This is a genomic window from Thalassorhabdus alkalitolerans (assembly GCF_042656525.1).
GTDB lineage: Bacteria > Bacillota > Bacilli > Bacillales > Marinococcaceae > Thalassorhabdus > Thalassorhabdus alkalitolerans.
In genome coordinates this window covers 25,426-52,301 of sequence record NZ_JBHSOZ010000010.1, presented here as the reverse complement: position 1 = coordinate 52,301, position 26,876 = coordinate 25,426, and the positions used below count along the sequence as shown (strand labels likewise).

Genomic DNA, 26,876 nt, shown 5'->3' with positions numbered 1-26,876 from the left:
TTGTTGTGCCTTCATGTGAAAGCGAAGTGCGTTGCCTTCATGAATGGAAAAAAAAGAAGACCCGAACCACCGCAATAAATGGTTCGGGTTTTTTGAATGATTTCCTTTTGTTCCACCTCTTTTATGATTGCTTGATGGGATCCTGAGGGTCAACAATCTTTGGTCTGAATCGAAGAGTTGGTACAGTAGTACGTACAATAATCTGCCAGAATTCCTTGGGTGCAAACGGCAAAAACGGCCAAAGATAAGGTTTATTCAAGGAACGAATGGCACATACCAACAAGAAAATGATCGTGGTACCAATAATGAAGCCTGGCCCTTCAAACAAAAAGACGAGCACAATCAGAACAAGTCTGGAAATCTTTAACGCAACACCCAGCTCATAGCTTGGTGTGGCAAAGAGACCTACCGCCCCTGCGGCAATATATAAGATAACTTCTGCGGTAAACAAACCGACCTCAATGGCAATTTCCCCAATTAAAAGTGCTGCGACTAACCCAAGAGCCGTTGCCAAAGGAGAAGGAGTATGGATGGCAGCCATCCTCAGAAGTTCTATACCAAATTCAGCGATTAGAATTTGAGCAAAAATAGGAACATTTTGATCTCCATTGTCGGGACCTATATAATCAAGCATTTCAGGCAGCATTTCCGGAGACAACACCATTAGCAGCCAAAGTGGAACTAGAAAGACTCCAGCAAGAATTCCGAGGAAACGAACCCAACGAAAGAACGTCCCAATGGCCGGGGCCTGCCGGTATTCTTCTGCATGCTGGACATGGTGAAACATTGTCGTTGGTGTGATGATTACGCTAGGGGAAGCATCCACAATGACAACAACATGCCCTTCTAAAAGGTGAGTAGCTGCCACGTCAGGCCTTTCCGTATAACGAACAAGCGGAAAAGGGTTGTTTCCCTGTTTAACGATATACTCTTCCACTACTTTGTCAGCCATAGAAAGACCGTCAATATTAATGGATTCCAGTTCTTTTCTCACGATCTCCACCAAGGCAGGGTCAGCAATCCCATCTATATAGGATAGACAGACATCGGTTTGCGATCTCGTTCCTATCCGAAGCATTTCATTGCGAAGGTTTGGATCCCTTATCCTTCTTCTTGTAAGGGCCGTGTTTTCTACGATGTTTTCTGTATATCCGTCTCTTGCTCCACGTACGACCTTCTCTGTGTCTGGCTCTTCAGGGCCTCGTCCTGGATAGTTTCTTACATCTACTATGAAGGCTTCGGCTTTACCTTCCATTAAAATAACAGCAAGACCGGAGAGGAGCTCTGTGATACAATCCTCAAAGGTATCTTTATACTCTACTTGAACATGGGTAAGATGGTTTTCTATTGCTTTTTGAACATCGTGAACTTCCCTGCCACGTGATTCAAGCAGCATAAGCTCTCTTAAAATCTCAATTACGTATTGATCATTTGAAAGTCCATTTACGTAATAAATTTGAATTTCTTTCCCAAGTATGTTCAGCTTTCGAATTCCTACATCGTAACTTGTCCCGATTCCCAGGCGTTCTGTTAGTAATTTTTCATTTTTATGAAGTTGTGGAAAGAGAGACTGTTTTTCTTCTACTTGTTGCGACAATTCCAACCACTCCGTTCGATAAGGATTTCAATAGCTTTTCTTGTTATCGGCGAGCCTTTTTCAGGGTCATCCCACCCTCCCATTTTGCCTATATCCCCTACGCCGATGACAGGAACTCCCAGGTCATCAATACAATACACTGTATCTCCTTTGAGCCGGCCAATTTCAAGGTCCTCTATCCCTTCTTTATCCACTCCATAAGAAGTAAGGTTCCCAAACTTGTCTATTGATACATCAACATTGGTCCAGTCAAATTGTTTCGAGGTGGATGCCACGGCTATGACACCTAATACATCAACTGTATTGCCTCTGTTAAGGGCTATCATCTTCTCTTCTCCCCGCCCTATCCCTTGCTGCCCGGCATCATCAAACAACAGCAAAACCGGCTCCCCTTCTGCGCTTTTAACCATTTCCTCCAGCTCTGTTGTATTAGGAGGAGAAGGATTACCTCCTGAAGCTGTAAGAAAGGGGAGCTGTAATTCTCCTGCAGCACACTCTACTGCTTTCACGGCAGCAGAATCTCCATCTGTTATAAAAATTACTGGCTTTTTCCTACTCACTAGCTTCTCCCTTTCCTTTTATTTTATTTAATGGTTAACAAAGTAAAGCCAATGAAAGAGTGATCCCGTTATTTTCCCTAACACTAGCGCCATCAGTAAAACAAGGATATTATTTTCCATCCCTACTCGTTTTGAGAGAATGGGAAACACGTTGAGCACTTCTGTCAGGCCCGCTGCCAGCATACCTACAAACATTCCTGCAGCAAGCCCGACCGGGACTGCTAAAAATGAAGGCAGATGAGCATGAGGCTGATGAAGAGTGAAAACAGATCCGGCAATGGCACCTGTTATCACTGCCCACTCATACAGCTGTACAAGATGATAAGACCGAGTCAGCTGGACTAGACGAGGAATAATTCCAAGCACGGAAATAAAAGCTACAAAACCACTTCCGACAGCCAGCCCCCCTGCTAAACCAACGAGAATTGACAGTAAAGGTTCAATAGTCATCTTTACAGTTTTTCTTTTTCGGACATAATTACGTAGCGGTCCATATCTTGCTGATAATTGAACATTTCCACTTCAAGGGGACTTGGCTCTTCGTTTATTCTCTTACGGAATAAATGATTAAAAAATAAAATCATTCCAAGCCCAAGCCCAAAGGAATAAGGAATTTGCAGAAGCCAGGGTGCCGATACTTCATTTCCTGTAATGATCATAAAAATTTTCTGATGGACTTCCAGCATGCTCACGTCTTCATGAAAATTCATAATGGCAAGTCCTGCTCCAACAAACAGAAGAAACCAAACAAAGGATACAAAAAGAAGAGATGGAGGGCGCTTCCCCCGGTCCACTTCTATAATCGTGTTCACCGGGCCAAGAGACTGAACGTCAAGGTCAGTATGCCGGGTTCGAAGGAGGAAAAGCACGTCCATAATGTCTATCACCACGTGGGTTTTATCTGCTTTGGTTACTTCATAAAGCACGAGATCTCCCATCGCCGTTTTAATCTTTTCCTTACCTTCCAGATAAGCAACATCTTTGACCAGCACTCGCTCGTTCAGCTTCTTTTGGATTCTGCTTTTAAGCTTTATATAAATGATTTCATCCAAAGTTGTTCCTCCTCTCAGGAGTTCTTAGTTGTTTTTAGTATGAACGCCTTTTTTTTCCTCATTCTAAAATTGAGGAAATACTTCATCTTACTAAGAAGAAACCTCTAACAAGGACGCACCCCGTTCTTACGATAAAAAATAATAGTTGTTGTGAAAATACAAAAAGCCGGATGGTTTATTCATCCATCCGGCTTTTTATTTTATCCAGTATTTTCTTTTCTAAACGAGAAACCTGAACCTGGGAGATACTAAGTCTTCTTGCCACTTCTGCTTGTGTTTGATCCTTAAAATAACGAAGATACACAATCAGCCTTTCTCTTTCTTCAAGATGGCTTACCGCCTCATGAAGAGCAATCTTATCAAACCATTTCTGTTCATTTTCATCTGAAATCTGATCCATAAGCGTGATAGGATCGCCGTCATTTTCATAGACAGTCTCATGCAGGGAAGAAAGTGACCTTGTCGCTTCATTTGCAAACACTATCTCCTCTGGTGCAATCTCTAAAGCAGCAGCAATTTCATTCACAGTAGGGGTCCGTCCCAATTCCTTCGTCATTTCTTCCTTTTTCTTTCTGATCTTATTATTTAATTCCTTTAAGGAACGACTCACCTTCACCGTGCCGTCATCTCTGATAAATCTTTGAATTTCCCCAATAATCATCGGAACAGCATAAGTGGAAAATTTAACGTCGTAACTTAAATCAAATTTGTCTACAGATTTAATTAAACCAATGCAGCCTATTTGAAAAAGATCATCTGCTTCATACCCTCTGTTCATAAAACGCTGGACGACCGACCAGACAAGACGGGTGTTACTGTTAACAATCAACTCTCTTGCCTCAAAATCACCACTTTGGCTTTTCGCAATCAGTTCCCTCAGCTTGGCATCACTCAACTGTTTATTCTTTTTTACTTCTGTCCCCATGGCGTTGCCCCTTAATTACAAAACGCTTTGGTTTTAGATAAATGCTTTTTTAAATAAACAGTGGTCCCCAATCCCGGTTCTGAGGTCACTTCTACTAAGTCCATAAAATTTTCCATGATCGTAAAACCCATTCCTGACCGTTCCATGTCTGGTTTTGTTGTATACAATGGCTCCCTTGCTTTATCAACGTTTCCAATCCCTTGTCCATCGTCTTTTATCGTAAGTTCCACTGTATCTTCCTCAAGTTTAGCCATAATAATAACCGTGCCTGCAGGGTTTTCACCATAACCATGAATAATTGAGTTCGTGACTGCTTCGGATACTACTGTTTTAATCTCTGTCAACTCTTCCATCGTTGGATCAAGCTGTGTCACAAAAGCTCCTACAGTAACTCTGGCAAAAGATTCGTTTTCACTAACAGCGGAAAACTCAAGTCTCATTTCATTTTTCACTGTTACGCCACCCCCAAAGTTCGTAAAGCATCAAATTCTCCCTCTTCCAAACGCAAAACTTTAAAAAGCCCTGACATTTCAAACAGTCTTTTCACAGGAGGAGAAATGTCACATACAACCATTTGTCCCCCTCTATTTATCACTTGTTTATACCTTCCCAAAATGACTCCAATTCCTGAACTGTCCATAAAGGTCAAGTCTTCCAGGTTTAAAAGAATATGCTTTATTTCTTCAGGCTCATACGCTCGTTCCACCTTGTTTCTCACATCATGGGCAGTGTGGTGATCTAATTCCCCACTTAAACGGACACAAAGTACGTCTCCTTTTCGTTCTAAATCAATCGAAAGGCTCATCGGCTCTCACTCCCATTTCATTCTTGATAAACACTAGCATCTTTCTGAAACATATATTCTCCTTACACCTTCCTCTTCCTTTCCCACTGACAAAACTAGTGGCAAATCGTGTAAAGAAGAAGCTATTCGCTTTCCTTTTCATTACTGCCTGCATCTATGCCGGACATCTTCGCCAAAGTTCGTTTAAACAATCCCCACCACGTGGCTTCTTTTACGTCTTCACGTGCGACGATATCCGTTTCTGCCAATACTTCTCCATCTTTTTCTACTACAAATTTCCCGATCGTTTCTCCTTTTTTAATCGGTGCTTTTAAATTCTTGTTCATTTCAACTTTTTCACTTATATCTTCAAGCTTCAGGCCTTTTTGAATCAGCAGGCTTATCCTGCTTCCTAACACTCCCGTCACATGGGATGCGTCCCCTTTTTCCACTGCTGCACGATCTATGACGTGGTCCTTATCGTAAAGAGGCTGGATATCATAATGATTGAAAGCGTAGTCAAGGAGCGATGTTGTCTGACTATTTCTGGTCTTGGGTGTTGTGGCTCCCATTATTACTGAAATAACGCGCATGTTCTGTTTTTTCGCAGTGGCAACCAAGCCGTATTTAGCTTCTTGAGTAAATCCCGTTTTTAACCCGTCCACTCCTGGATAAAATTTTACAAGCCTGTTTGTGTTTACAAGCCAAAATTCATCATCAGTGCCCTGCCTTAAGTAGTCTTCATAAATTCCGGTAAAAGATGTGATTTTCTCATGTTTTAACAGCTCTCTAGCCATTAAAGCCAGATCCTTTGCACTCGTGTAATGATTCTCAACAGGCAGGCCGTTGGTGTTCGTAAAGTGAGTATTTTCAAGGCCCAATTCCTCAGCCCTTTTATTCATCATCTCCACAAACTTTTCCTCTGACCCGCCAATATGTTCGGCCATTGCCACAGAAGCATCATTTCCAGAAGCAACGGCAATTCCTTTCAGCATATCCCTTACAGTCATTTCTTCGCCAGGCTCAAGAAAGATCTGTGATCCTCCCATTGAAGCCGCATACTCACTCGTTACCACTTTATCTTCATAGTCAATTTTTCCTTCGTCTATCGCTTCCATAATTAAGAGCATGGTCATAATTTTTGTCATGCTCGCCGGAGGCAGGGACTCCTCACTGTTTTTCTCATATAATACTCTACCTGTATCTGCTTCCATCAAAATAGCAGCTGCAGCCTCTTCAGCAAGCTCAGCTTGTTTCTCCTCTGCGAACGCATGTTGAGAAACCGATAAGACTAGCAAACAAGCAAGAAATATAGATGTACTTCTTTTTAATAATCCCCTCATAGTACAGGACCTCCAGATTTTTTACTACTAGAGTTTCCATAAATTTCTTCTTTCATACTGCCAGGACAATGGAAGAATAAAAAAATTCCTATCCTTTAGAAAGGATAGGAATTCATGTGGATTATTCAATCGTATCATAAATTAAAGAAGGGGCTGAGGCAGGCTTCTCTTCAATCTCATACGCTCTATTAATCATATCTTTGACAGCTTCATTCTCATCTTTATTTGTATGAAGAACGGCCAAAGTCTCTCCATGCTTCACAGAATCCCCAATTTTCTTTACTAGTTCAACTCCTACTGCATGGTCTATTTTATCTTCCTTTGTCGCTCTGCCTGCACCTAATACCATTGCTGCCCTTCCAATCAGAGCAGCATCCATTCGATGGACAAAGCCTTCTGTATCAGCTTTTACCTCTATGAAAGAGGAAGCTGTAACAAGGGTCTCCGGTCTTTCAACGGAAGCCGGATCTCCCCCCTGTGCTTCAATGAACGTCTTCATTTTTTCCAAAGCTTTTCCGTTTTGAATCACTTGCTCAAGCATGGTCCTAGCTTCATGAACAGTGTCTGCTTTTCCTCCCAGCACTACCATGTGGCTTCCAAGTGTCAGACAAAGCTCATGAAGATCCTCCGGGCCTTCACCTTTTAGCGTATCAATAGCTTCTTTGACCTCAAGTGCATTGCCGACAAGGCGGCCAAGGGGCTGATTCATATCACTAATGACTGCCATTGTCTGTCTCCCCAGAGAGTTACCAATATCAACCATTGCTTTCGCCAGCTTTCTTGCATCTTCCACCTTGTCCATAAAAGCACCTGAGCCTGCCTTAACGTCTAAGACAATCGCATCGGCTCCGGCCGCAATTTTTTTACTCATTACCGAGCTTGCAATCAGGGGAATCGAATCAACAGTAGCCGTTACGTCTCTGAGCGAATAAAGTTTTTTATCAGCAGGTGTCAGGTTTCCAGATTGTCCGGCGAGAGCAATTTTATTTTCGTTCACGAGACGAATGAACTCCTCACGCTCTAATTCTGTCCGAAATCCATTGAAGGCTTCCAATTTATCAATGGTGCCTCCTGTATGGCCCAGCCCCCGTCCTGACATCTTTGCAACTGGAACACCAAGGGCGGCCACTAATGGCCCAAGGACCAAAGTAGTCTTGTCTCCTACTCCTCCAGTAGAATGCTTATCTACTTTAATTCCTTCAATTTCCGTCAGATTTAATTGATCTCCTGAAGCTGCTATTTCATATGTCAGCGTCGCCGCCTCTTGCTGAGTCATTCCTTTAAAATAAATAGCCATGGCAAAAGCTGAAGCCTGGTAATCTGGGATTTCCCCTCGGCTGTAGCCTTCAACAAACCACTTAATCTCTTCATTTGTAAGGGTTTCCCCATCTCTTTTTTTTGCAATGATATCTACCATACGCATAGTAAATCGTCCCCCTCTCGCCCTATGGCATTGTCTTTAATACTTCTTTAACGAGAGAAATAAAACGAGGCTTCGTCTTTGTCGCCGTTTCTATTACTTCTTCGTGGCTTACACCTTCAATTTCTTCACCGATTGCCATATCTGTGATGCAGGAAATGCCCAAAACTTTCTGTCCTCCATGTCGTGCAACAATTACTTCAGGAACCGTGGACATCCCTACGACATCACCTCCAAGCTTACGAAGCATAATAAGTTCAGCGCCAGTCATAAAAGCAGGACCTGAGATTCCGGCGTACACACCTTTTTGTATGGAAATTCCCAGCTTATCAGCTGCCCTCTGAGCTACTTCCTGTAAACCTTTTTCATAAGCCTGACTCATATCTGGAAAGCGCGGTCCTAACTCCTCATCATTTGGCCCAATGAGAGGATTGGCCCCTGTCATATTTAGATGATCTTCAATTACCATAAGATCTCCCGGCTTAAATGAAGGATTCATTCCGCCGCAAGCATTCGTAACAATAATCGTTTCTACCCCCAGCTCTTTCATGACACGGACAGGAAACGTCACTTCTTGCATACTGTAGCCTTCATAATAATGAAAACGTCCTTGCATCGCTACAACGTCTTTTCCCTCGAGAGTCCCCCCGGCAAGTCTTCCTGCATGTCCTTCCACTGTAGAAACAGGAAAATGAGGAATAGATTGGTACTCAACGTAGATCGCATCCTCTATTTCTTCTGCAAGATCACCAAGTCCTGATCCTAAAATGAGGCCCACTTTTGGATTTACGCTAAATTGTTCTTTAAGATAAGACGCAGCTTCCTTTACTTTGGCAGACATATTCATTTATAGTTCCTCCTCATTCATTCGTCCAATAATCCCTTTCATAAGAGACAAAAATTCTTCTCTCACTTTTTCAGTTGTTTCAATAACTTCATCGTGGCTCAGAGGCTGATTGAGTATACCTGCGGCCATGTTAGAAATGCAGGAAATACCGAGTACTCTCATACCGCCATGTCTGGCAGCCAGAACCTCAGGGACCGTAGACATCCCTACAGCATCGCCTCCCAAAGTCCTTGCCATTTTCACTTCAGCAGGCGTTTCATATGCAGGGCCAGTATTGCCTATGTACACCCCCTCACGAATAGACATGTTCAGGGATTGAGCAGTTTCTTTTGCCACTGTCCTTAGTTTCTCGTCATAGGCTGAAGAGAGGTCTGGAAAACGAGGACCCAGCTTTTCATTATTTTTTCCCATTAGGGGATTATCCCCCATGAGGTTAATATGATCCTTGATAATCATCAAATCTCCAGCTTCAAAGGATTCATTCACTCCGCCTGCTGCATTTGTCACCAGCAGCGTTTCCACGCCCAAATTCTTCATTACTCGTACGGGAAAAGTCACTTCTTTCATCGCATAGCCTTCGTAAAAATGAAATCTCCCTTGCATAGCCACAACAGGGAGGCCTTTTAGTCTGCCAAAAACCAGTTGACCGGCGTGTCCTTCAACAGTTGGGACAGGAAATCCTGGAATCTTGCTGTAAGGAATGACAATTCTCTCTTCAATTTCATCTGCCAGCACCCCAAGCCCGGACCCTAAAATTAAGCCTGCCTTGGGTGTTTCTTGAATCTGTCCACGCAAAAAAGAAAATGCTTCTTTTTGTTTCACTTCTTGACTCATGGTTTTACTCATCCTTTCTTAAGAGCGGATAAAAAACTCGTTCCATGGGAAGGAGCTTTCAATGTGAAATTTTCAGCAATTGTAGCGCCTACATCAGCAAATGTCTTTCTCACGCCAAGGTCCTGGCCCCCTGAATGAGAAGGAGAATATGCGATTAAGGGCACTACTTCTCTCGTATGATCTGTCCCGTGGTGTGTCGGATCATTTCCATGGTCAGCGGTAAGTAACAGGAGATCATCACTTTTTAAAGCTTCCAGTAACTCCGGCAGCTGGCGGTCAAATTCCTCAAGGGCTTTTGCGTACCCGTCTACATCTCGGCGATGTCCAAATTTAGCATCGAAATCTACAAGGTTCAAAAAGCTCAGTCCTGTAAAGTCACGGTTTGCTGTTTCAATGATCTTATCCATTCCGTCACTATTCGAAGTAGTCCGCAAGGATTCGGTGATACCCTCTCCATCATAAATATCGCTGATCTTCCCTATGGCTAAACTGTCAAATCCCTGGTCTGCCAGGTCATTCATAACTGTTCTGCCAAAAGGCTTTAAAGCATAGTCATGACGATTTGCTGTACGCTCAAAAGCTCCTGGTTCACCAATAAACGGACGAGCAATCACTCTTCCTATCATATAGGGAGGTTCATACGTAAGTTTTCTGGCTTTTTCGCATATCTCAAAGAGCTCTTTTACAGAGACAATTTCTTCATGAGCCGCAATTTGAAGCACAGAATCTGCGGACGTATAAACAATTAAATCACCTGTCTCCATATGCTCCTTCCCTAATTCTTTGATAATCTCTGTTCCTGAGGCTACTTTATTACCGATTATCTTTCTTCCTGTTTCCTTTTCAAGCTGTTTAATCAGCCCTTCATCAAATCCATCAGGAAACGTGCGAAACGGCTCGTCTATTCTCAGTCCCATAATCTCCCAGTGTCCTGTCATCGTGTCTTTTCCTCTTGAGGCTTCTTCCATAATTCCAAAAGAAGCGAGAGGAGCATCTATTTTACGGATCCCCGTCGTTTCCTTAATCCACCCTAGTCCTAGCTTTTCCATAGTTGGCATAGAAAGACCACCTGTTTTCTCATCGATGTGGCCGAGGGTGTCAGCTCCTACGTCATTGAATTCTGCAGCATCTGGAGCTTCCCCTATCCCTACTGAGTCCATCACAATTAAGAAGACTCTCTTAAAAGGTATATTTTCCGCCATATCATTTCCTCCTTTATGTACTGTTCATTCTCCCTTTTCATTGCTTTGTAAGCAAACCAAAAGCCCCCATAAGAATACCTCTTCTTATCAAAGGGCCTGAAATAGAATCTTTGTTTATTGTGAGCCTGTCCTTTTCTTTTATGCTCTGGGATGGTACGAACTGTAAATATCTTTTAGTTTTTTGTTTGATATGTGTGTATAAATTTGTGTGGTTGAGATATCTGCATGCCCAAGCATCTCTTGTACCGCTCTCAGATCTGCACCATTTTCCAGTAAGTGAGTGGCAAATGAATGACGAAGAGTATGAGGTGTCAGCGCTTTTGTTATATTTGCTTTGTCGGCTATTCCTCTTAATATTTTCCAAAAACCTTGACGTGATAAAGGGTTCCCGTGATGATTTACGAATAACTGCTCGTGTGGTTTTTCTTTTGCTAATCCAGGACGTGCTTTTTGCAAATAGATTTCTAAAGCTTCAATGGCAACTTTTCCTAACGGAATAATTCTTTCCTTGTTTCCTTTTCCCGTACAGCGGACAAACCCCATTGATAAATGAACATCGCCTTTTTTTAATTCACACATTTCAGAAACTCGCAGGCCTGTAGCATAAAGAAGTTCAAGCATCGCCCGGTTTCTCCTGGAAAAATCATCAGCTCCGCCAGTTGCATCTAATAATAACTCTACTTCTGTGGTTGATAGCACCTCGGGAAGCTTCTTGTCCCCTTTAGGTGTTTCGATCAGCTCTGAAGGGTCACTGGAAGCCGTTTTTTCTCTCAGCAAGAATTGATGAAGCGCCCTTATGGAAGACGTGGTCCTGGCCAGCGTGGCCTGGGATCTTCCTTTTTCTTTCAATAGATAGAGGAATTCCGTAATGTCAGCTCGTCGTACTTCATCCCACGTTGCGATGTTGTTACTTTCTTTTAAAAATAAAAGGTAAGCCTTTAAATCTCTTTTATACGAATTGACAGTGTTTTCACTCAATCCCCGTTCTACTTTTATGTAATGGAGAAAATCATCTACCCCATGCTCCATTAAATTCCCCCCTTGTCATTCCCCGTGCCGGTAAAAAAACAGTAGCCGTTCCAGCCAGACTGACGGTCCTGGTTCTTCAAACATTTCTATCACTTTTACTGCCCTTCCCTGGGGCTCTTCAAACCTATGATCGCTTTCATATTCTGCACTTATCCATAGAATACCATAATAAAAAAATGTCGTGCACATTGCAAAGACAAGAAATACTTTAACAGCATCAAACATGGGGCTAAACCACTTTCTCATATTATTCACCTCTAAAAAAGCATGCTTAATTTCAAGCTATGCCTAAATAGATAAGAAATATACATGAGACAGCTATCTTACGGAAAAATCTTTATGTATAAGAAAATTATATCCTTCCAGCTGCTATAGGAAGGCTTTCTATGTCTTATATAAACCAAAAAATAAAAACCTCTTCCTTAAATGAAAAGGTTTTTATCGGATTTTGGTTTTACTACCCTTTTCTTCGGTTTTCTCCTCTTTTTTCTCTGGGTCTGATTTATTATTGCAGCGGTGGCAGATTCCGTGGAAGGTTAATCGGTGATCTTTAATTTGAAAGTTCCAGTTCCTCTCAACGACTTTTTCTACATCACCGAGAAGGTCCTCTTGAATTTCGTCCACTGCCCCACATTCTATACATACGAGATGATGATGGAAGTGAGCAGCTCCTTCTTTTCTCAAGTCATAACGGGAAACTCCGTCCCCAAAGTTAATCTTATCTACCACTTCAAGCTCATTTAAAAGCTCAAGGGTACGGTATACGGTAGCCAAACCGATTTCAGGAGATTTTTCTTTGACAAGCAGATATACATCTTCCGCGCTTAAATGATCTTCTTCATGTTCTAGAAGGACTCTCACTGTAGCTTCTCGTTGAGGCGTAAGCTTGTAGCTTTGCGCATGCAGCTGCTTCTTAATGCGGTCTATCCGGTTTTCCATTGACATTCCCCTCCCCCTGGTGACCATTCACGATTAATTATAATCTCAGGAGAAGAGAGTGTCAAATGATAACTAAAATCATTATCACATTATAATTATTATAATTAAATTTTAGTTATTAACCTGCTGTCCAGTCTATAATGATTTTCATTAAAGAGGGTGACAGAAAGGCTTCAATACTTGAAGCAAAAGCAAGGAGCATAATGGAGACAGCCATAAACAAACACGATTTCATAAACATAGGAAAGATAGGCTCATAATTTGTTTTTAAGAATTGATGTCTGATCAATTTAAGTGAGAATGCCAAAGAAATTGCAGCCACAAAAATATAAACAGGTACAACAATCAGGTTTTGAGGGAGCACTGAAACAAATGACATGGCAAAACCCGGAATCCCCATTTGATTCACCAGGAAACCTACGGTAAAGCCGACAACAATCCCTTTTAAAAACAACAATAATAATATAAAAGGCAGACCGATCACAGATAAGCCTAAAAGCCACATAAGCCCTGCATATTTAGCGTAGTGAGAGAAGCTTTGTTTAAACATATCACTTGCCGTGGCATAGCTTCCTTCACTGACTTGTCCAAAAAATTGGTTTAGATACATATATAAATCATGTTTTTGTGTCAAGCTCAAGCTGTTTACTACAATAGCTCCAAACACAATACCCATGAGAAAGAGAACAGTAACAAACAAATAGAGCGACCGATGCTCTTCTATATGCTGATAAGCAGACCTGGCCAGCTTTCCCTTCATAGAATTCTCCCCCTCTCGTCTCTGTTTCTGTCTCTACTCTATGAGAGTTATACAAAAACTATGACTCAAGGAAGAATACGATTTCGATTGCTAGGTATGCCTACCCTGTTTTCACTGTCTTGATTCTTATTTTTTATGGTCACTAATTTAGTGAGACAGAGGACTGACAAATTACCATGCCCGCTAAACCAGGGTAAGCGGGCACAATACAGGCAGAAAACTACCTGGTCAGAAACACATAAAAAGCTTGATAAGAGAAGGGAAACAAGAGAAAGTTTAAAGAAAAAATAAGCATTAACAGAGCTTTAACTTTAAATACTGCAGAGCATAAGCTGTTTTGGCATCATGAATTTCCTGCTTTTCCATCAGTTCTTCTGCTTCCTCAAGGGTGACTTCCAGTACATCTACAAATTCATCCTCATCGGTCCCGGCAGTCCCTGCCATTAACCCCTTTGCTTCATAAATATGTACCAATTCATCAGCAAAACCAGGAGAGGTATAAAACGAAGTGATTTTTTGGAATTCCTTAGCCTTATAGCCTGTCTCTTCTTCTAATTCCCGGGCAACTGTTACTGAAGGATCCTCTCCTTCTTCTAGCTTTCCAGCCGGAATTTCTATTAAGTGTTTTTCTAAAGGCTTTCGAAACTGTCGGACCAATACAAGCTTGTTATCCTCAGTTAGGGCGATAACCGCCACGGCTCCAGGATGGTTAATTACTTCTCGTTTTCCATCCTTGCCATTAGGAAGTCTTACATCTAAAAGATTCAGATCTACTATCTTCCCTTTATATATATTTGTAGATTTAACAGTTTCCTCATACAGATGATCCTTCATTTTTCTTCCCCCTTATGTATAAAAAACCCCGATTTTACATACAGTTTATCATAAAATGAATAAAGGAGCGGTGGATATGAAAGTTTATATCACTCCACGCCACATTAGAATTGTCGGTAAAGCATGGGAAGTGACTCAATATTTAAAAGCTGCCTCACGAACTCATAAAACAATGGCTGAATGGGGGAGTAAAAACTGATCCCTACCCTGCCACAGCGAGAGCCGCTGACAGGCAGGATAAATAAAACGGCGGATCATCTTCTATCGGCCTCCCCATTGTTGTAAGAGAAAGAGGATAATCTTTTTTCCACTCTTTCCACTTAAGCTCAAGCTCGTCAACAGCCTGCCATAACACTTTGATATGCTTATTTTTTTTCATGAGGAGAGAGCTTTGCTGATAGAGCACTTGGTGTTTCTCTTTAGCAAGATAAGGCAGTGCCAGGAAAGAGTAAGCCAAGGTAAAATCCTGTAAAGGTGTAAGGGTGTGATGACTGATTCCTCTGTGTCGTTTCCTTTCGTCCTGAAAGGAAATACGCGCTGTCCATACCGGGATGCCTTCCAATGCCCCAACCAGGTTGGACCAATTAGCCAATGACAGTCCGCTGAAACCCCATGGTGTGTTGGTGCCAGTGGTACCAGGTCCCATAGAAATGATCATATAATCTGCATTATATTTAACCGACAGCCATTGCAAAGCATTAGGTATAGTGGTGGCTTCTTCCTTCCCTCCAAAAGCCTGCCCTACGGTTATAGTTTTTACCCCTTCCCAGTCTTTCATTACACTTAGATGGCTGCTCATATTTAAAGGCAGCGAAGCTTCATCAGACAACACAACCCCAATTTTACTTTTAGGACTTAGAGCTATTAAAGCTCCAACTAACACAGGAATCATGCTGTGCAGCTCTGCTAGCAGGATCTTTTTTCCTTTTAAAGTAAATGGCTGTTGAAAGATCCAATGATCCGGATGCTCAGGATCATCCACTGAAAGTACACTATGCTGGGAAGGAAGATATCTGGCTTTCATAATATGCCCTTTTCCCGTGAGAGAAAATGGTGAGCCTGATACGAGAGAAGTCACAATATCCCATCCCCCGGTTCCCAGTTTTAAGGCAGAAGCAGTGGTGTTTATTTTTACTTTGTCTCCAACATGTACTTTTGGAAGAAAGGATAAAAAAACCAAAGCTTTCCCGCTGCCATGATCTGTTGCAATACGTTGACATCCATTGTTTTCCTCAAGGATGGAAAGAACCGTTGCGAACCTTTCTTCATACATCCTGCTCGCTCCTTTCTGTCTTACACTCGTACTTTATGTATATGAAAAGTAATATATCCAGGAAACGAGACAAAAATTGGCTGGCATGAGTCCAGTTCAGTACCTTTTTCACACCAGCCAATTGACTGGGAACAATAAACTCTACAAGCTTCAATAGGGTCATTTCCTAAAAAAATACATTTGCTCCGAAAAGCGAATGGAAAAGAGAAATTGACCTTTACCATGCCTTTTATAATAGCTCTAAAACTTTCTGTTCAAGCAATTCATAACTAACTTCACCAGGAATCTTGTCCACTATGATTCCATCTTCATCAATAATATAGGTTGTTGGGAGGTATTGAATATTGTACATATCTGCTACATCTCCCTCGAGATCAATAACGGCCGGGGCTTCCGTCATATTATATTCCTCCACAAATCGCTGGGCGTCCTCCCTCGTACGTTCATAAGAATTCATATTAATTGTTAGGACACTCACTCCTTCAGCATGGTAATCTTCATGCAGCTGAAGCAAATCCGGTATTTCCCTGGTACATGGCTCACACCAAGAAGCCCACATGTTCATAATAACAATATCCCCGCTGTAGGAAGAAAGAGATCTCTCCTCCTCCGTCCAGGTCGGCAAGGTAAAATCTACTGCTGCATTCCCAACTTCCACTCCTACTCTCTCTATGGTCAAATTTGTATACACCACAAACATTCCAGCAACTCCAGCTGCAATGAGTATGAACATCGTCAGCTTTTTTTTCATCATTACCCCACCTTATAAGGTCTAATTTTTTATATTTTTAAAAGTAAGCATCGTTTCTTTCATACCTCTGATACCTTACTAATATAGTAGAGGAAAGTCCATCTTTAAACTGATGGACAAGTATGGTGGCCTCAGGAAAAAACTTCATAAATTTAATCTATCCGTTAATACCTATATCTGCTAAAATAACAGAGATAACAAGAGGAGTGAAGAGATAAATGAGTTGGTACGAAGCTTTAATATTCGGTATTGTTCAAGGATTATCAGAATTTCTGCCTATTTCCAGTACAGCCCATATCGTCATTACACAGATGGTTTTTGGCTATACCTTTCCCGGACTTTCGTTTGAAATCTTCTTACATATTGGTTCAATTCTTGCTGTTCTTTTATATTTTCGAAAAGATGTGGTCGAGGTCGTCACAGGATTCTTTACTTTCTTAACTACAAGGTCTTCTCATCACAGAACCTCTTTTTTCTTTGCAATTTATATTCTTGTTGCTACCTTTCTTACCGGTTTTCTTGGCTTGCTTTTAAATGACTTTGTCTCAGACATTATGAAAACCCCGCCATTTATTGCAGGGGCTTTAGCAACTACGGGGCTATTTCTTATTTTAATAGAAAGATTCCACAAATACGGTTCACGAACTGAAAAAGATATGACATTTTTGGATTCAATTTTTGTCGGCCTCGGTCAGACTTTAGCAGTCCTTCCGGGGATTTCAAGATCAGGTGCTACTTTAATTACTGCTCTGTACTGCGGTTTAAATAGAGATACAGCTGTCCGTTACTCTTTCTTACTCTCAATACCCGTCATTTTAGGCTCTTCCGTGTTAGCCTTCGACGATATTGGCGGAGGAGCGTTTGCGTCCATAGGAACAGGTAATTTAATCATTGCTTTCATTGCTTCCTTTATATTTTCATGGATAGGAATTGTCTGGCTCATCGGATTCCTTAAAAAAAGCAAACTGATCTATTTTGCGATTTATTGTTTTGTGCTAGCTGTATTCGTTGTTACCCAGCTGGATCCAACAGTTGTTATTGATGTAGAATAGATAAAACCAAGAAGCCGGGACAAAACCCAGCACAAAAGAAGAGTCTTGACCCTCGGCGGTGAGAGGCAAAGAGCAGGTTAAAAACGAAAATTTACCTTGATGGCGGTGAACTTGAGAAAGTACACCTTCCGACAAGCTCATCAACCTATTTTAGATCAACAAAACGGTGCCAATTATCGCTTTTCGATAGTTGGCACCGTTTTTACTTTCCAGAGACCGTTTTATACCAGCCTCTTTCTTGTCTCCCGTATTACAGTGTGATTAAAAAGGAGTCATTTGAGACAACCCCTCTTACATCATCCTGTATTTCGAAGGCCTGCGGCCACTCCACTTATTGTTAAAAGTACCTCTGTCAGCAGTTCCTCAGGCTGATCTTCCTGGGAGCGCATGATCTTAATTAATTCCACTTGCAGGTAATTTAGAGGGTCAACATAAGGATTTCTTCGGTAAACTGACTCTTGGATGTTAGGAGTGTGATCGAGAAGATTATCATTCCCCGTAATTTGCAAGAGCATTTCCTTTGTTTTTTCGTACTCCTCTTTTATATCCCCAAAAATTCTATTTGCTATCTCTTCATCCTTCACAAGCTTCATGTATTCTTTTGCTGTGCTCAAATCTGCTTTCATAAGAGCCATCTGCAGATTATTAACAGTAGATTTGAAGAATGGCCAATGCTGATACATGGTCTGGAGAAGCTTCACGTTCTCTTCACCTTTTGAAGCAAAAGCTTGAAGGCCCGTTCCAGCAGCATACCAGGCCGGGATAAGCTGCCTGGACTGGGTCCATGCAAATACCCATGGTATTGCCCGGAGATCTTCAAAGCGGCTGCTTCCTTTTCTACTCATTGGACGAGAGCCAATATTAAGAGCTCCCAGGTCTTTTATTGGTGTGGCTTCATTAAAATAGCCAAGGAAGTCTTTGTCACCAAACACTAACGATTGATATTTCTTTAATGAGTGGGAGGAGATTTCCTCCATTGCTTCTTCCCAATTGGATTCACGAATATGTGCTTGTTCTGACTTGTTAGAAATCTTAGCTGATGATTCCAGCAAAGCAGATGCTCCCTGCTCAAGGCTTCTAAAGGCAATATCTTCAAGAAGGTAGCGAGAGGAAAGAACCTCCCCTTGTTCCGTAATCTTCACACCGTCTCCTAACGTTTCTGCAGGCTGAGAAAGGATACTGCGGTTTAACGGCCCGCCCCCTCGGCCTAAGGATCCGCCGCGGCCATGGAAAAACTTTAAACCGATATTAAATTCCTTAGCCATATCATGAATTTCCTGCTGAGCCTTAAACAATTTCCAGTTCGCAGTAAGGGTACCCCCATCTTTACTTCCATCAGAATACCCCAGCATGACCTCCTGATTGTTTCCTCGTTCATTCAAATGATTGCGGTACACATCCATGCTAAACAAGGTTTTCATGATGTCTGGCCCTGCAATTAAATCGTCAATGGTTTCAAGAAGCGGCGCCACATTTAAATGACTGTCTACTTCACCATTAGCGTGAAGGCGGTAAATTCCGGCTTCCTTTGCAAGAACAAGGACTTCCAGCAAGTCACTTGAGGACTGGGTCATGCTGACCAGGTAAACTTCAATGGACCTTTGTCCGAATTCTTCATGAGCCTGTTTAATCGTATGGAATACTTTAAGCATTTCTTGTGTTTCTTTTGAATAATATTCATCTGCCAATAGAAGCGGACGCGGATCTTTAAGGACACTTTCAAGCATTTCTATCTTCTCATTTTCTGGAAGGGTACTGTAATCAGAAGTAATATTGACTGCTCGCAGAATTTCAGTAATTGCTGCTTCATGCTCGCCGCTGTGATTTCTAATATCCAAGGTTGCAAGGTGAAAACCAAAGAGCTGAACCTGGCGAATTAATTTACGAATCATTTTTAATTTATGATGTGAAGGCTGATGCTTTTCTACGCTTTCTTGAATCATCAGAAGATCATTCAACAGCTCCTCCGCATCTTCGTAGCCAAGGTCCGTTTTTCCGGTATTTTTTAACCTTTTTAAAATGATTGCAAATTTTCTTCTGTAGATCTCTGAATCCACCGGCCAAGCGTCACCTTCATCTAAATACTTCGTTTCGCCTTCTTCAACTGAACGAAGAAGCTCCTTGCTCACTTCTACCCTGACCATGGAATGACTGAATCTTCTCATCAGTTCTTCTGCTACTTTTCTGTATTTCTTAATTGCCAGTGCTCTTTGTTTCTGTAATGTTTCCCATGTTACTTCAGGGGTTACATTTGGATTACCGTCACGGTCCCCTCCAATCCAGGAGCCAAATGTGAGGAAGTTAGGGACTTTCCAATCATGGTCAGGGAACTCAGAATCCAGCTGCTCCTCAAGCTCCTGGTGGATGTCTGGCAGCACGTCAAACAACGTTTGGTCAAAGTAATACAGACCATTTCTTACTTCATCTACTACAGTCGGCTTGCGATGACGCAGCTCATCTGTCTGCCACAAAGCTGTGACTTCATTAAAAAGACTCTCATGTAAGTTCTCCTTCTCCCGTTTTGTAAGAAGAGGATTATCAAACTGCTGCAAAATAGTGGAAATTCGCTTTTGTATCTCCAGTACAGTCCTTTTGGTTGCTTCTGTAGGATGAGCAGTAATCACGAGCTCTAAGGATAAATCATTGAGTACATCCTGTATTACACTCTCTGTTATCTTATTTTCCTTTAAAGATTTCACTGCTCCTTCCAGGGAAAAAGGCTGGCTTACATCGTTATCTTCAAGCTGATATTGGCGTCTTCTTCGAATGCGATGATTTTGTTCTGCAATATTGACCAGGTGAAAATATGTGGAAAAAGCACGAATGACATGCTGGCGCATAGGCGGTTCCAAGCTGCTGATTTCTTCTTTCAGCTTTTTGTATTCTTCTTCATTGTGAGTTTGCCTTAAGGCAATACTTTTTTTTCTGATTTCTTCAACTTTGTTTAATAAGGAAACACCGCCATGATGAACTAAAATTTCCCCCAGGATGTTTCCAAGATTTTTTACGTCATTTCTTAATAGTGAGCTGCTATCTTCTACGTTGATCATTTATTACCCTCCTGTAAAAAGTCGTGCATACGATGATCATAAAACAGGGACAATTTTCGTCCCGCAAGGACATTTCGCGGCCCTTTACATGCAAAAAATAGACCTGCTTTTGCAAGTAGGTTTTATTCTAACATTAATTATACAAAATAATCAAAATTATTGCCTGAAAACGCAAGAGAAATATTTTCCTATGTAAAAAGCAAAAGAGATCACCCTTTTGCTTTTTACATCATTTTACTGAATGATTCATTTATATCGGCAGAATTAATATTGTAGCCAATGATAATCAAGCGCTGCCCTCCATCCTCATCTCTGTGAGAAAGTGGTTCTAAACTGAGAGAACCAGGTGAATATTGAAGAATAGCCCTTTTTCCCTCTCCTTTCATGTGAACAATCCCTTTGACACGAACTACCTGTTCAGGGAGAGACTCAAGCCAGTTTTTAAGATTTTCTTTTTGCAGCTGTGTTTCCGGTTCAATGTGCAGAGCTTGAAAATGAGAATGAGAATGAGAATGCTGAATTTCCTGTCTTTGTTTCTGACTGTTTTCAGAGTTATGTTCAAACCGTGACATCATTAGTTCCTCATGTAAGACATCCCCAAAGCTGGCTTCTATAACAGGAACTGAAGAAGGCTTTGCCTTATCAATTTTTTTCTTTACCTTTTCAAGTGTCCTGACATCGCATTCATCTACTTTATTCAGTATAAGAAGCGAGCTGTGTAATAGATGAGACCGTAACACTTCTCTTACTTCTTTAGAGCTCGAGAACATGCTTTGGTATTCTATGTATCTTGCTGCATCAACAACGCCAATTACAGATTTAATATCAATAAAAGCCTGCAGTCTGGGATCTGTTAGTCCATCCATCACCTGTAAAGGATCAGCGACCCCTGTCCCTTCTATAAACATGACATCTGGTTTCTTCTTTGAATAGGTGAAAAAATCAAGGAGATCATCTGTAAGATCCGTTTGTATAGTACAACATATACAGCCGTTTAACTTTTCTATTAGAGTCTCTTCATTGAAGTAGCTTTTTTCCACATTTGCTTCCCCAAGCTCATTTAAAACTACAGCAGGTGTTCTTCCTGCTGATTTTTCTGCAGTAAGCATTTCTTTCAAAAGCGTTGTCTTCCCGCTTCCTAGAAAGCCTGTAAGCACATAGACCGGTGTTTTCTTTTGTTCCATATTTGTCCCCCAATGGTTTCTTTCATTACAAATTTGTAAAATCTGGATTACTTTCTATTTTACTTAATAAAAGTAGAAGAATCTATGCTAAAATACACTCTAAGCCACATAGAATTTACATATAAGACCAAGAAAGAATGGAGCAAAAAATTAATATGGAACATACCCCCTCCCAGCTGAACGGCTGGATGAAAGATGCCCTCGGTATTTTGCTGCTATTTACTTTTGTGATTCTTTTTTTCAGCATGGATCTTTTTAAAGATGGAGGTCTCTTTACGCTTCCGTCTTCCTGGTTAAATGTAAACACTATTTTTCTAGGTATTGTTATAGAGGCCGTGCCTTTTATTTTACTAGGAGTTTTTATATCTGCTCTTATCCAAGTCTATGTTTCAGAGGATACAATACAAAGATACGTGCCTAAAAAAGCTTACGCCGCCCTGCTGCCTGCAGCCATGCTTGGAGCTATTTTCCCTATATGTGAATGTGCCATTATCCCTGTGGTCAGACGCTTAATCAAAAAAGGTATGCCTCTTCATGTCGGTGTGGTCTTTTTAGTGGCAGCCCCGATCTTAAACCCGGTGGTTGCGGCCTCTACGTATTTTGCTTTCCGCAATGACCTCACTGTTTTTTACACAAGATTTGGACTGGCTTTTGTTCTCTCCATTATCATAGGAGCTATTCTTTATACCATTTTTAAAAACAGCGACCAGCTCAAGGTGCAAAAAGACGAATTACTGGGAAACGGAATGGCGGCAGCGGCAACGCCATCCCCTAAACCGCAAAGCAGTGGGATAAAAAGAACGGTTTATCATGCCGCAGATGAGTTTTTCCTTATGGGTAAATTCTTGATTGCCGGTGCCTTCATCGCAGCTATGTTTCAAACCTTTCTGGACAGAAGTCTCCTACTTGCAATTGGTTCGAGTGACTGGGCCTCTACAGGAGTTATGATGGCTTTTGCTTTTGTTCTTTCACTTTGTTCAGAGGCCGATGCCTTTGTAGCTGCATCGTTTGGCAGTATGTTTACCACCGGGTCCATTGCCGCATTCCTCGTGTATGGACCGATGCTTGATTTAAAGAATACTATTATGCTGTTTGCGTTCTTTAAAACAAAGTTTGTACTGATTTTCATGTCAGTCGTAACAGTGACCGTGTTTACAAGTATCATGATCCTTCAATTATTTATTTTATAGGTTCGGCTCATGCTACCCCCGAAACCGTCTCACGGTTATATCAATAATTAAATGACTTAATAAGATCCACATTGGCTTTACCAAAACCTTTTATAAGAAATTGTTCTGAAAGGAGGAGAACATGGAAAATCAAACCGACACAAGCTTTCATGCGTATATTCGAGGAATTATATTAATTGGCTTTGCCCTTCTTCAGCTTGGAATGATTATATCAGGAAGCATTCGGTTATACATTGCGCCAACGATGCTGCCGTTTGTCTATGCTGCAACAATTGTGCTATTTATCTTAGGTGTAATTCAGATATTACGAAGCACAAGTAAAAAAAATGAAGATTTTTATTGTGACTGTGGAAGCGACCATAGCATGACGGGGCGGCCACTAACGAAGGTAATGATTTATGGGATATTTGTTGCTCCTGTAGTGCTTGGTTTCTCACTTCCTGATCAAGTATTGGACAGTTCAGTAGCTGCCAACCGTGGAATTCAATATGGCTCTGGTATTTTCACAAGTCCAACCTCATCCCCTTCTCCTGCTACACCAGCAGCAGAAGCTTCTGAGGAGCAAGACACAGCAAACAGAGCGGAAGCTTACCTTGATAATCCAGAGCAGTATTTGGATGATCTTGAGTCGGGTGCAATTTCCGCTTCTGGCGACAGCTTAGGGGAAATCTCAGAGGAAGAGCATTATATGATGGAAGATTTATACGAGGAGGAAGAACTGGATTCCCACTATAAAGAAATTGCAGATGCTTATGAAAATCAAGATGAAGTAATCATTACAGAAGACAATTTTCTTGACATGGTCTCTGCGATGGACATTCACTTGGACAGCTTTAAAGGCAAAGAAATTGAAGTGTCTGGTTTCGTGTACAGAGAACCAGAATTTAACGAAAACCAAATGGTTGTAGCCCGATTTTCCATGACATGCTGCATTGCTGACGCTACGGTTTATGGGTTGCTGGTTGAATCCGAAGAAGCGGTGCATTATGAGGAAGACTCATGGGTTACTATTAGAGGGACAATCCAGGAGGGGGAATATGGAGGCTTCACGATGCCTTCTGTTCACTTACAGGAAATTACTGAGATTGACGAACCTGATATGCCATATGTTTTTCCTTCCTTCAGATAGATACAAATAAGCTGGGACAATTCCGTCTCCTAAAAAAGAATGGCTCTCACCAACTGTGAGGCCATTCTTTTTCGCTGGATTTTTTCCCAGCCTTTTCTTATTTACATTTCTTTTTCTTTCAGTAACAAGCGGACTTCATTTACGTCTTTATCGCCACGGCCGGAGAGGTTAACAATAATAATATCGTTTTCGTCCATAGAAGGGGCTGTTTTAACAGCATAAGCCACAGCATGAGCGCTTTCTAAGGCAGGAATGATCCCTTCGGTACGAGCCAGCTTTTGAAAAGCATCTAACACTTCCTGTTTCGATACCGTTTCATATTCCCCTCGTCCTGATACCTTTAGATGACTATGTTCTGGCCCAATTCCCGGATAGTCAAGACCCGCTGCAATTGAGTATGTCGGAAGAGGATTTCCTTCCTCATCTTGAAGACATAAACATTTAAAACCATGAATGACACCCGGCGTTCCTTTTGTGAGGGTTGCAGCTTCTTCAGGCTCAACGCCGACCAAGCGTACATCCTCCTCTTCAATATACTCAGAAAATGCACCAATCGCGTTGCTGCCTCCGCCTACACAAGCAACAACCATATCAGGAAGGCGCCCTTCTTTTTGTAAAATCTGCTTTTTAGACTCTTTACTGATCACTGATTGAAAATGATGAACAATGGTAGGAAACGGATGAGGACCAACAGCTGATCCGAGAAGGTAAAACGTCGTTTCATAGTTTTCTACCAGATCATTTAACGCTTCATCCACAGCATCCTTAAGGCGTCCGCTTCCTTTATCTACCGGGACAACCTTAGCTCCAAGAAGCTCCATGCGAAAGACATTGAGTTCCTGCCTTCTTGTATCTTCTTTTCCCATATAGATGGTACAATCCATTCCCAGCATGGCACATGCTGTAGCCGTTGCCACGCCATGCTGTCCTGCACCAGTTTCAGCAATCACACGATGGGCTCCCATTCTTTTTGCAAGTAATATCTGTCCAATCACATTGTTTATCTTATGGGCGCCTGTATGGTTCAAATCTTCTCTTTTGAAATAAATTCGGGCTCCTCCCAGCTCATTTGACAGGCGGTCAGCAAATGTAAGAGGGTTTTCACGCCCTACGTATTCTTTTAAATAATAATTGTATTCCTCAATAAATTCCGGTTCATCCTTATATTGTTGGAAGGCATTATCAATCCTCTCTAATACTGCTTCTAGCTGGGGTGGTATAAAACTCCCGCCAAAATCCCCGAAATAACCTTTTTTCTCTTCATTTACCTCTGCTCTGCTCATCTCATTCTCTCCTTTACTATATCCTGTCTTTTATTGTACCAAAGACCAATAGAAATGCCATACCTCTGCTTAATGGTTATTTACTCCAACTGGAGGCTTAACAGTATCTTTTTTTATGATTTCGAGCTCTTCGTCCTGCTTCATAAAGTGGTAACGGATACTATCCACAAGAGCATGCCAGCTTGCTTCTATAATATTGCCGGACACACCTATAGTGCTCCACGTATTTCTTCCATCTGATGATTCAATGAGTACTCTTACTTTGGAAGCAGTAGCTTCCCCCTCATCAAGCACACGCACTTTATAATCAGATAAGTACATCTTATGAATCACTGGATAAAACTCGCCTAACGCTTTACGCAATGCATGGTCCAGCGCGTTAACCGGCCCGTTCCCTTCTGCTGCGGTCATAACCACTTCTTCGTTTACTTTCACCTTCACCACAGCTTCAGTAGTTAATTCATCACTGGATTCTTTATCTGTCAGAATTTTGAAATGATCCAGCTCAAAGAACGTAATATCTTCTCCTAACAACTTCTTTACCAGAAGCAAAAACGACGCTTCAGCCGCTTCATAATGGTACCCCAGATTTTCCATTTCTTTTATTTTTTCAATAATTTCTTTAACCTTGGGATCATTCTTATCAAGAGTAAGTCCCATTTCCTCTGCTTTAAACATAAGGTTGCTTTGGCCCGACAACTCTGAAACAAGAACCCGACGCTTATTCCCCAGCACTTCAGGTTTAATATGTTCATAGGTTTCTGGGTGTTTCAAAACTGCGCTGACATGCATTCCGCCTTTGTGAGCAAACGCACTATTTCCTACAAATGGCTGATTGCTTGCCGGCACTTGATTTGCAATCTCATGCACAAATTTTGAGATAGAAACGAGCTCCTGCATAGGATCGCTCCCAATACAGGAATACCCCATTTTTAATTGGAGATTCGGCAGTAAAGAAACGAGATTGGCATTTCCGCAGCGCTCGCCATACCCATTTATTGTCCCTTGCACATGGCTTGCGCCAGCACGGACGGCTGATAAAGTGTTCGCTACCGCCAGCTCCCCGTCATTATGACAGTGGATCCCGACTTGCGTGCTGACTTTTTCTTTTACATCCTTTACAATGTCTTCTATTTCCTTAGGAAGGGACCCTCCATTTGTGTCACAAAGGGTAATACAGTCTGCTCCCGCTTCCTGTGCTTTTAGGATGGCCTGAATCGCATACTCTTCATTATTTTTATAGCCATCAAAAAAATGTTCGGCATCAAAGATTACCTCTAAGCCTTGTTCTTTTAAAAATAAAATAGAATCATATATCATCTGTAGATTTTCTTCTAAGGTTGTTTGCAAAGCTTCTGTCACATGGAAGTCCCACGTTTTCCCAAAAATTGCAGCAGCCTTGACACCGCTTTGAATTAATCGGTTTAAATTGGGATCGTCAGAAGCTTTAATACCGGAACGACGAGTGCTTCCAAAAGCCGTGATCACACTGTTTTGTAAGTCCAATTCTTTTACTTTATCGAAAAAATTCATATCTTTCGGATTGCTTCCAGGCCAGCCTCCTTCAATGTAATGAACGCCGAGCTCATCAAGCTTTCTGGCGATCTTTACTTTGTCATCAACAGATAAGCTGACTCCTTCACCTTGTGTTCCGTCTCTCAGGGTCGTATCATATATCCGGACTTGCTTATTCACTTGAGTCCCTCCTACTCTAATCCATCCATACTTCTTTTCTGAATTGTTTTAAATCTCCCCATATTGGAAAATAGTATATCACAGGAGGGGACATTTGAATATGTCCAGAGGACAATCAATTACCCTATTTCTTTATATTTCAA

General features: G+C 41.6%; 27 protein-coding genes. 4 read left to right on the top strand and 23 right to left on the bottom strand.

Annotated elements, in window-relative coordinates:
• Window positions 1–121 precede the first annotated feature (121 nt).
• From ACFPU1_RS15215 to ACFPU1_RS15135, 17 genes are all read right to left on the bottom strand, one after another.
• Window positions 122–1,597, bottom strand: a complete 1,476-nt coding sequence (locus tag ACFPU1_RS15215; protein ID WP_385942696.1) for a spore germination protein — start codon at window positions 1,595–1,597, stop codon at window positions 122–124.
• The gene (spoVAEA, locus tag ACFPU1_RS15210; RefSeq protein ID WP_385942694.1) at window positions 1,582–2,157 is read right to left on the bottom strand and encodes a stage V sporulation protein SpoVABEA; all 576 of its coding nucleotides are present in this window, start codon (window positions 2,155–2,157) and stop codon (window positions 1,582–1,584) included. The genes ACFPU1_RS15215 and spoVAEA overlap by 16 nt, the downstream gene beginning before the upstream one ends.
• Window positions 2,158–2,184: 27 nt before the next feature.
• Window positions 2,185–2,607 (bottom strand): stage V sporulation protein AB, encoded by a 423-nt coding sequence (locus tag ACFPU1_RS15205; protein ID WP_385942692.1) that lies wholly within the window; start codon window positions 2,605–2,607, stop codon window positions 2,185–2,187.
• A 2-nt stretch (window positions 2,608–2,609) separates the two neighbouring features.
• A complete protein-coding gene (locus ACFPU1_RS15200; protein WP_385942690.1) occupies window positions 2,610–3,209 on the bottom strand; it encodes a stage V sporulation protein AA in 600 nt (199 codons plus the stop codon).
• A 175-nt stretch (window positions 3,210–3,384) separates the two neighbouring features.
• The gene (sigF, locus tag ACFPU1_RS15195) at window positions 3,385–4,134 is read right to left on the bottom strand and encodes an RNA polymerase sporulation sigma factor SigF (RefSeq protein ID WP_054636412.1); all 750 of its coding nucleotides are present in this window, start codon (window positions 4,132–4,134) and stop codon (window positions 3,385–3,387) included.
• Between the two features lie 11 nt (window positions 4,135–4,145).
• A complete protein-coding gene (gene spoIIAB / locus ACFPU1_RS15190) occupies window positions 4,146–4,586 on the bottom strand; it encodes an anti-sigma F factor (RefSeq protein ID WP_054636413.1) in 441 nt (146 codons plus the stop codon).
• Between the two features lie 2 nt (window positions 4,587–4,588).
• The gene (gene spoIIAA / locus ACFPU1_RS15185) at window positions 4,589–4,939 is read right to left on the bottom strand and encodes an anti-sigma F factor antagonist (RefSeq protein WP_385942687.1); all 351 of its coding nucleotides are present in this window, start codon (window positions 4,937–4,939) and stop codon (window positions 4,589–4,591) included.
• 122 nt (window positions 4,940–5,061) lie between these two features.
• Entirely contained in the window at window positions 5,062–6,261 is a 1,200-nt protein-coding gene (locus ACFPU1_RS15180; RefSeq protein ID WP_385942685.1) for a D-alanyl-D-alanine carboxypeptidase family protein, read from the bottom strand.
• A gap of 121 nt (window positions 6,262–6,382) precedes the next feature.
• Window positions 6,383–7,684 carry a pyrimidine-nucleoside phosphorylase gene (locus tag ACFPU1_RS15175; RefSeq protein ID WP_385942683.1) on the bottom strand — a complete coding sequence of 434 codons (1,302 nt, stop codon included), beginning with the start codon at window positions 7,682–7,684 and terminating at the stop codon, window positions 6,383–6,385.
• Between the two features lie 22 nt (window positions 7,685–7,706).
• Window positions 7,707–8,522 carry a purine-nucleoside phosphorylase gene (locus ACFPU1_RS15170; RefSeq protein WP_385943036.1) on the bottom strand — a complete coding sequence of 272 codons (816 nt, stop codon included), beginning with the start codon at window positions 8,520–8,522 and terminating at the stop codon, window positions 7,707–7,709.
• Between the two features lie 6 nt (window positions 8,523–8,528).
• Window positions 8,529–9,362, bottom strand: a complete 834-nt coding sequence (locus tag ACFPU1_RS15165; RefSeq protein ID WP_385942681.1) for a purine-nucleoside phosphorylase — start codon at window positions 9,360–9,362, stop codon at window positions 8,529–8,531.
• Window positions 9,363–9,370: 8 nt separating this feature from the next.
• A complete protein-coding gene (deoB, locus tag ACFPU1_RS15160; protein WP_385942679.1) occupies window positions 9,371–10,564 on the bottom strand; it encodes a phosphopentomutase in 1,194 nt (397 codons plus the stop codon).
• A 138-nt stretch (window positions 10,565–10,702) separates the two neighbouring features.
• Window positions 10,703–11,593, bottom strand: coding sequence for a site-specific tyrosine recombinase XerD (xerD, locus tag ACFPU1_RS15155; protein ID WP_385942677.1), 891 nt, complete (start codon window positions 11,591–11,593; stop codon window positions 10,703–10,705).
• Window positions 11,594–11,608: 15 nt separating this feature from the next.
• Window positions 11,609–11,839: a YqzK family protein gene (locus ACFPU1_RS15150; protein WP_385942675.1), complete on the bottom strand. Its 231-nt coding sequence runs from the start codon at window positions 11,837–11,839 to the stop codon at window positions 11,609–11,611.
• Between the two features lie 192 nt (window positions 11,840–12,031).
• Entirely contained in the window at window positions 12,032–12,532 is a 501-nt protein-coding gene (gene fur / locus ACFPU1_RS15145; protein WP_385942674.1) for a ferric iron uptake transcriptional regulator, read from the bottom strand.
• Window positions 12,533–12,650: 118 nt separating this feature from the next.
• The gene (spoIIM, locus tag ACFPU1_RS15140) at window positions 12,651–13,292 is read right to left on the bottom strand and encodes a stage II sporulation protein M (RefSeq protein WP_385942671.1); all 642 of its coding nucleotides are present in this window, start codon (window positions 13,290–13,292) and stop codon (window positions 12,651–12,653) included.
• 294 nt (window positions 13,293–13,586) lie between these two features.
• Entirely contained in the window at window positions 13,587–14,126 is a 540-nt protein-coding gene (locus ACFPU1_RS15135; protein WP_385942670.1) for an NUDIX hydrolase, read from the bottom strand.
• A gap of 76 nt (window positions 14,127–14,202) precedes the next feature.
• On the opposite strand from ACFPU1_RS15135, the gene mciZ reads away from it, so the two are divergent.
• Complete coding sequence (gene mciZ / locus ACFPU1_RS15130) at window positions 14,203–14,325, top strand: Z-ring formation inhibitor MciZ (RefSeq protein WP_157842924.1); 123 nt, start codon at window positions 14,203–14,205, stop codon at window positions 14,323–14,325.
• 3 nt (window positions 14,326–14,328) lie between these two features.
• Here the strand turns inward: mciZ and ACFPU1_RS15125 are convergent, their stop codons facing one another.
• Together ACFPU1_RS15125 and ACFPU1_RS15120 are read right to left on the bottom strand one after the other, a co-directional pair.
• Window positions 14,329–15,399, bottom strand: coding sequence for a DUF3866 family protein (locus tag ACFPU1_RS15125; RefSeq protein WP_385942668.1), 1,071 nt, complete (start codon window positions 15,397–15,399; stop codon window positions 14,329–14,331).
• A 229-nt stretch (window positions 15,400–15,628) separates the two neighbouring features.
• Entirely contained in the window at window positions 15,629–16,150 is a 522-nt protein-coding gene (locus ACFPU1_RS15120) for a TlpA family protein disulfide reductase (protein ID WP_385942666.1), read from the bottom strand.
• A 218-nt stretch (window positions 16,151–16,368) separates the two neighbouring features.
• Here ACFPU1_RS15120 and ACFPU1_RS15115 point away from each other — a divergent pair, with 218 nt between their 5' ends.
• Window positions 16,369–17,202, top strand: coding sequence for an undecaprenyl-diphosphate phosphatase (locus ACFPU1_RS15115; protein ID WP_385942664.1), 834 nt, complete (start codon window positions 16,369–16,371; stop codon window positions 17,200–17,202).
• Between the two features lie 296 nt (window positions 17,203–17,498).
• Here the strand turns inward: ACFPU1_RS15115 and ppc are convergent, their stop codons facing one another.
• Window positions 17,499–20,252: a phosphoenolpyruvate carboxylase gene (ppc, locus tag ACFPU1_RS15110; protein WP_385942662.1), complete on the bottom strand. Its 2,754-nt coding sequence runs from the start codon at window positions 20,250–20,252 to the stop codon at window positions 17,499–17,501.
• Window positions 20,253–20,476: 224 nt separating this feature from the next.
• Complete coding sequence (locus ACFPU1_RS15105) at window positions 20,477–21,436, bottom strand: CobW family GTP-binding protein (protein ID WP_385942660.1); 960 nt, start codon at window positions 21,434–21,436, stop codon at window positions 20,477–20,479.
• Window positions 21,437–21,591: 155 nt separating this feature from the next.
• On the opposite strand from ACFPU1_RS15105, the gene ACFPU1_RS15100 reads away from it, so the two are divergent.
• Window positions 21,592–22,626, top strand: a complete 1,035-nt coding sequence (locus ACFPU1_RS15100) for a permease (protein WP_385942658.1) — start codon at window positions 21,592–21,594, stop codon at window positions 22,624–22,626.
• A gap of 121 nt (window positions 22,627–22,747) precedes the next feature.
• Window positions 22,748–23,755, top strand: a complete 1,008-nt coding sequence (locus ACFPU1_RS15095) for a TIGR03943 family putative permease subunit (protein WP_385942656.1) — start codon at window positions 22,748–22,750, stop codon at window positions 23,753–23,755.
• Between the two features lie 101 nt (window positions 23,756–23,856).
• Here ACFPU1_RS15095 and trpB read toward each other — a convergent pair whose 3' ends face one another.
• Both trpB and cimA read right to left on the bottom strand, forming a co-directional pair.
• On the bottom strand, window positions 23,857–25,038 hold the full coding sequence (gene trpB, locus ACFPU1_RS15090) for a tryptophan synthase subunit beta (RefSeq protein WP_385942654.1): 1,182 nt from the start codon (window positions 25,036–25,038) through the stop codon (window positions 23,857–23,859).
• Between the two features lie 69 nt (window positions 25,039–25,107).
• The gene (gene cimA, locus ACFPU1_RS15085) at window positions 25,108–26,733 is read right to left on the bottom strand and encodes a citramalate synthase (protein WP_385942652.1); all 1,626 of its coding nucleotides are present in this window, start codon (window positions 26,731–26,733) and stop codon (window positions 25,108–25,110) included.
• Between the last annotated feature and the right edge of the window lie 143 nt (window positions 26,734–26,876).

Bases quoted from the DNA above. Each gene is read 5' to 3' on its own strand.
- ACFPU1_RS15205 (WP_385942692.1), bottom strand. From the start codon at position 2,607: ATGACTATTGAACCTTTACTGTCAATTCTCGTTGGTTTAGCAGGGGGG.
- sigF (WP_054636412.1), bottom strand. From the start codon at position 4,134: ATGGGGACAGAAGTAAAAAAGAATAAACAGTTGAGTGATGCCAAGCTG.
- spoIIAA (WP_385942687.1), bottom strand. From the start codon at position 4,939: ATGAGCCTTTCGATTGATTTAGAACGAAAAGGAGACGTACTTTGTGTC.
- ACFPU1_RS15180 (WP_385942685.1), bottom strand. From the start codon at position 6,261: ATGAGGGGATTATTAAAAAGAAGTACATCTATATTTCTTGCTTGTTTG.
- ACFPU1_RS15175 (WP_385942683.1), bottom strand. From the start codon at position 7,684: ATGCGTATGGTAGATATCATTGCAAAAAAAAGAGATGGGGAAACCCTT.
- ACFPU1_RS15170 (WP_385943036.1), bottom strand. From the start codon at position 8,522: ATGTCTGCCAAAGTAAAGGAAGCTGCGTCTTATCTTAAAGAACAATTT.
- ACFPU1_RS15165 (WP_385942681.1), bottom strand. From the start codon at position 9,362: ATGAGTCAAGAAGTGAAACAAAAAGAAGCATTTTCTTTTTTGCGTGGA.
- deoB (WP_385942679.1), bottom strand. From the start codon at position 10,564: ATGGCGGAAAATATACCTTTTAAGAGAGTCTTCTTAATTGTGATGGAC.
- xerD (WP_385942677.1), bottom strand. From the start codon at position 11,593: ATGGAGCATGGGGTAGATGATTTTCTCCATTACATAAAAGTAGAACGG.
- ACFPU1_RS15150 (WP_385942675.1), bottom strand. From the start codon at position 11,839: ATGAGAAAGTGGTTTAGCCCCATGTTTGATGCTGTTAAAGTATTTCTT.
- fur (WP_385942674.1), bottom strand. From the start codon at position 12,532: ATGGAAAACCGGATAGACCGCATTAAGAAGCAGCTGCATGCGCAAAGC.
- spoIIM (WP_385942671.1), bottom strand. From the start codon at position 13,292: ATGAAGGGAAAGCTGGCCAGGTCTGCTTATCAGCATATAGAAGAGCAT.
- ACFPU1_RS15135 (WP_385942670.1), bottom strand. From the start codon at position 14,126: ATGAAGGATCATCTGTATGAGGAAACTGTTAAATCTACAAATATATAT.
- mciZ (WP_157842924.1), top strand. From the start codon at position 14,203: ATGAAAGTTTATATCACTCCACGCCACATTAGAATTGTCGGTAAAGCA.
- ACFPU1_RS15125 (WP_385942668.1), bottom strand. From the start codon at position 15,399: ATGTATGAAGAAAGGTTCGCAACGGTTCTTTCCATCCTTGAGGAAAAC.
- ACFPU1_RS15120 (WP_385942666.1), bottom strand. From the start codon at position 16,150: ATGAAAAAAAAGCTGACGATGTTCATACTCATTGCAGCTGGAGTTGCT.
- ACFPU1_RS15115 (WP_385942664.1), top strand. From the start codon at position 16,369: ATGAGTTGGTACGAAGCTTTAATATTCGGTATTGTTCAAGGATTATCA.
- ppc (WP_385942662.1), bottom strand. From the start codon at position 20,252: ATGATCAACGTAGAAGATAGCAGCTCACTATTAAGAAATGACGTAAAA.
- ACFPU1_RS15105 (WP_385942660.1), bottom strand. From the start codon at position 21,436: ATGGAACAAAAGAAAACACCGGTCTATGTGCTTACAGGCTTTCTAGGA.
- ACFPU1_RS15100 (WP_385942658.1), top strand. From the start codon at position 21,592: ATGGAACATACCCCCTCCCAGCTGAACGGCTGGATGAAAGATGCCCTC.
- ACFPU1_RS15095 (WP_385942656.1), top strand. From the start codon at position 22,748: ATGGAAAATCAAACCGACACAAGCTTTCATGCGTATATTCGAGGAATT.
- trpB (WP_385942654.1), bottom strand. From the start codon at position 25,038: ATGAGCAGAGCAGAGGTAAATGAAGAGAAAAAAGGTTATTTCGGGGAT.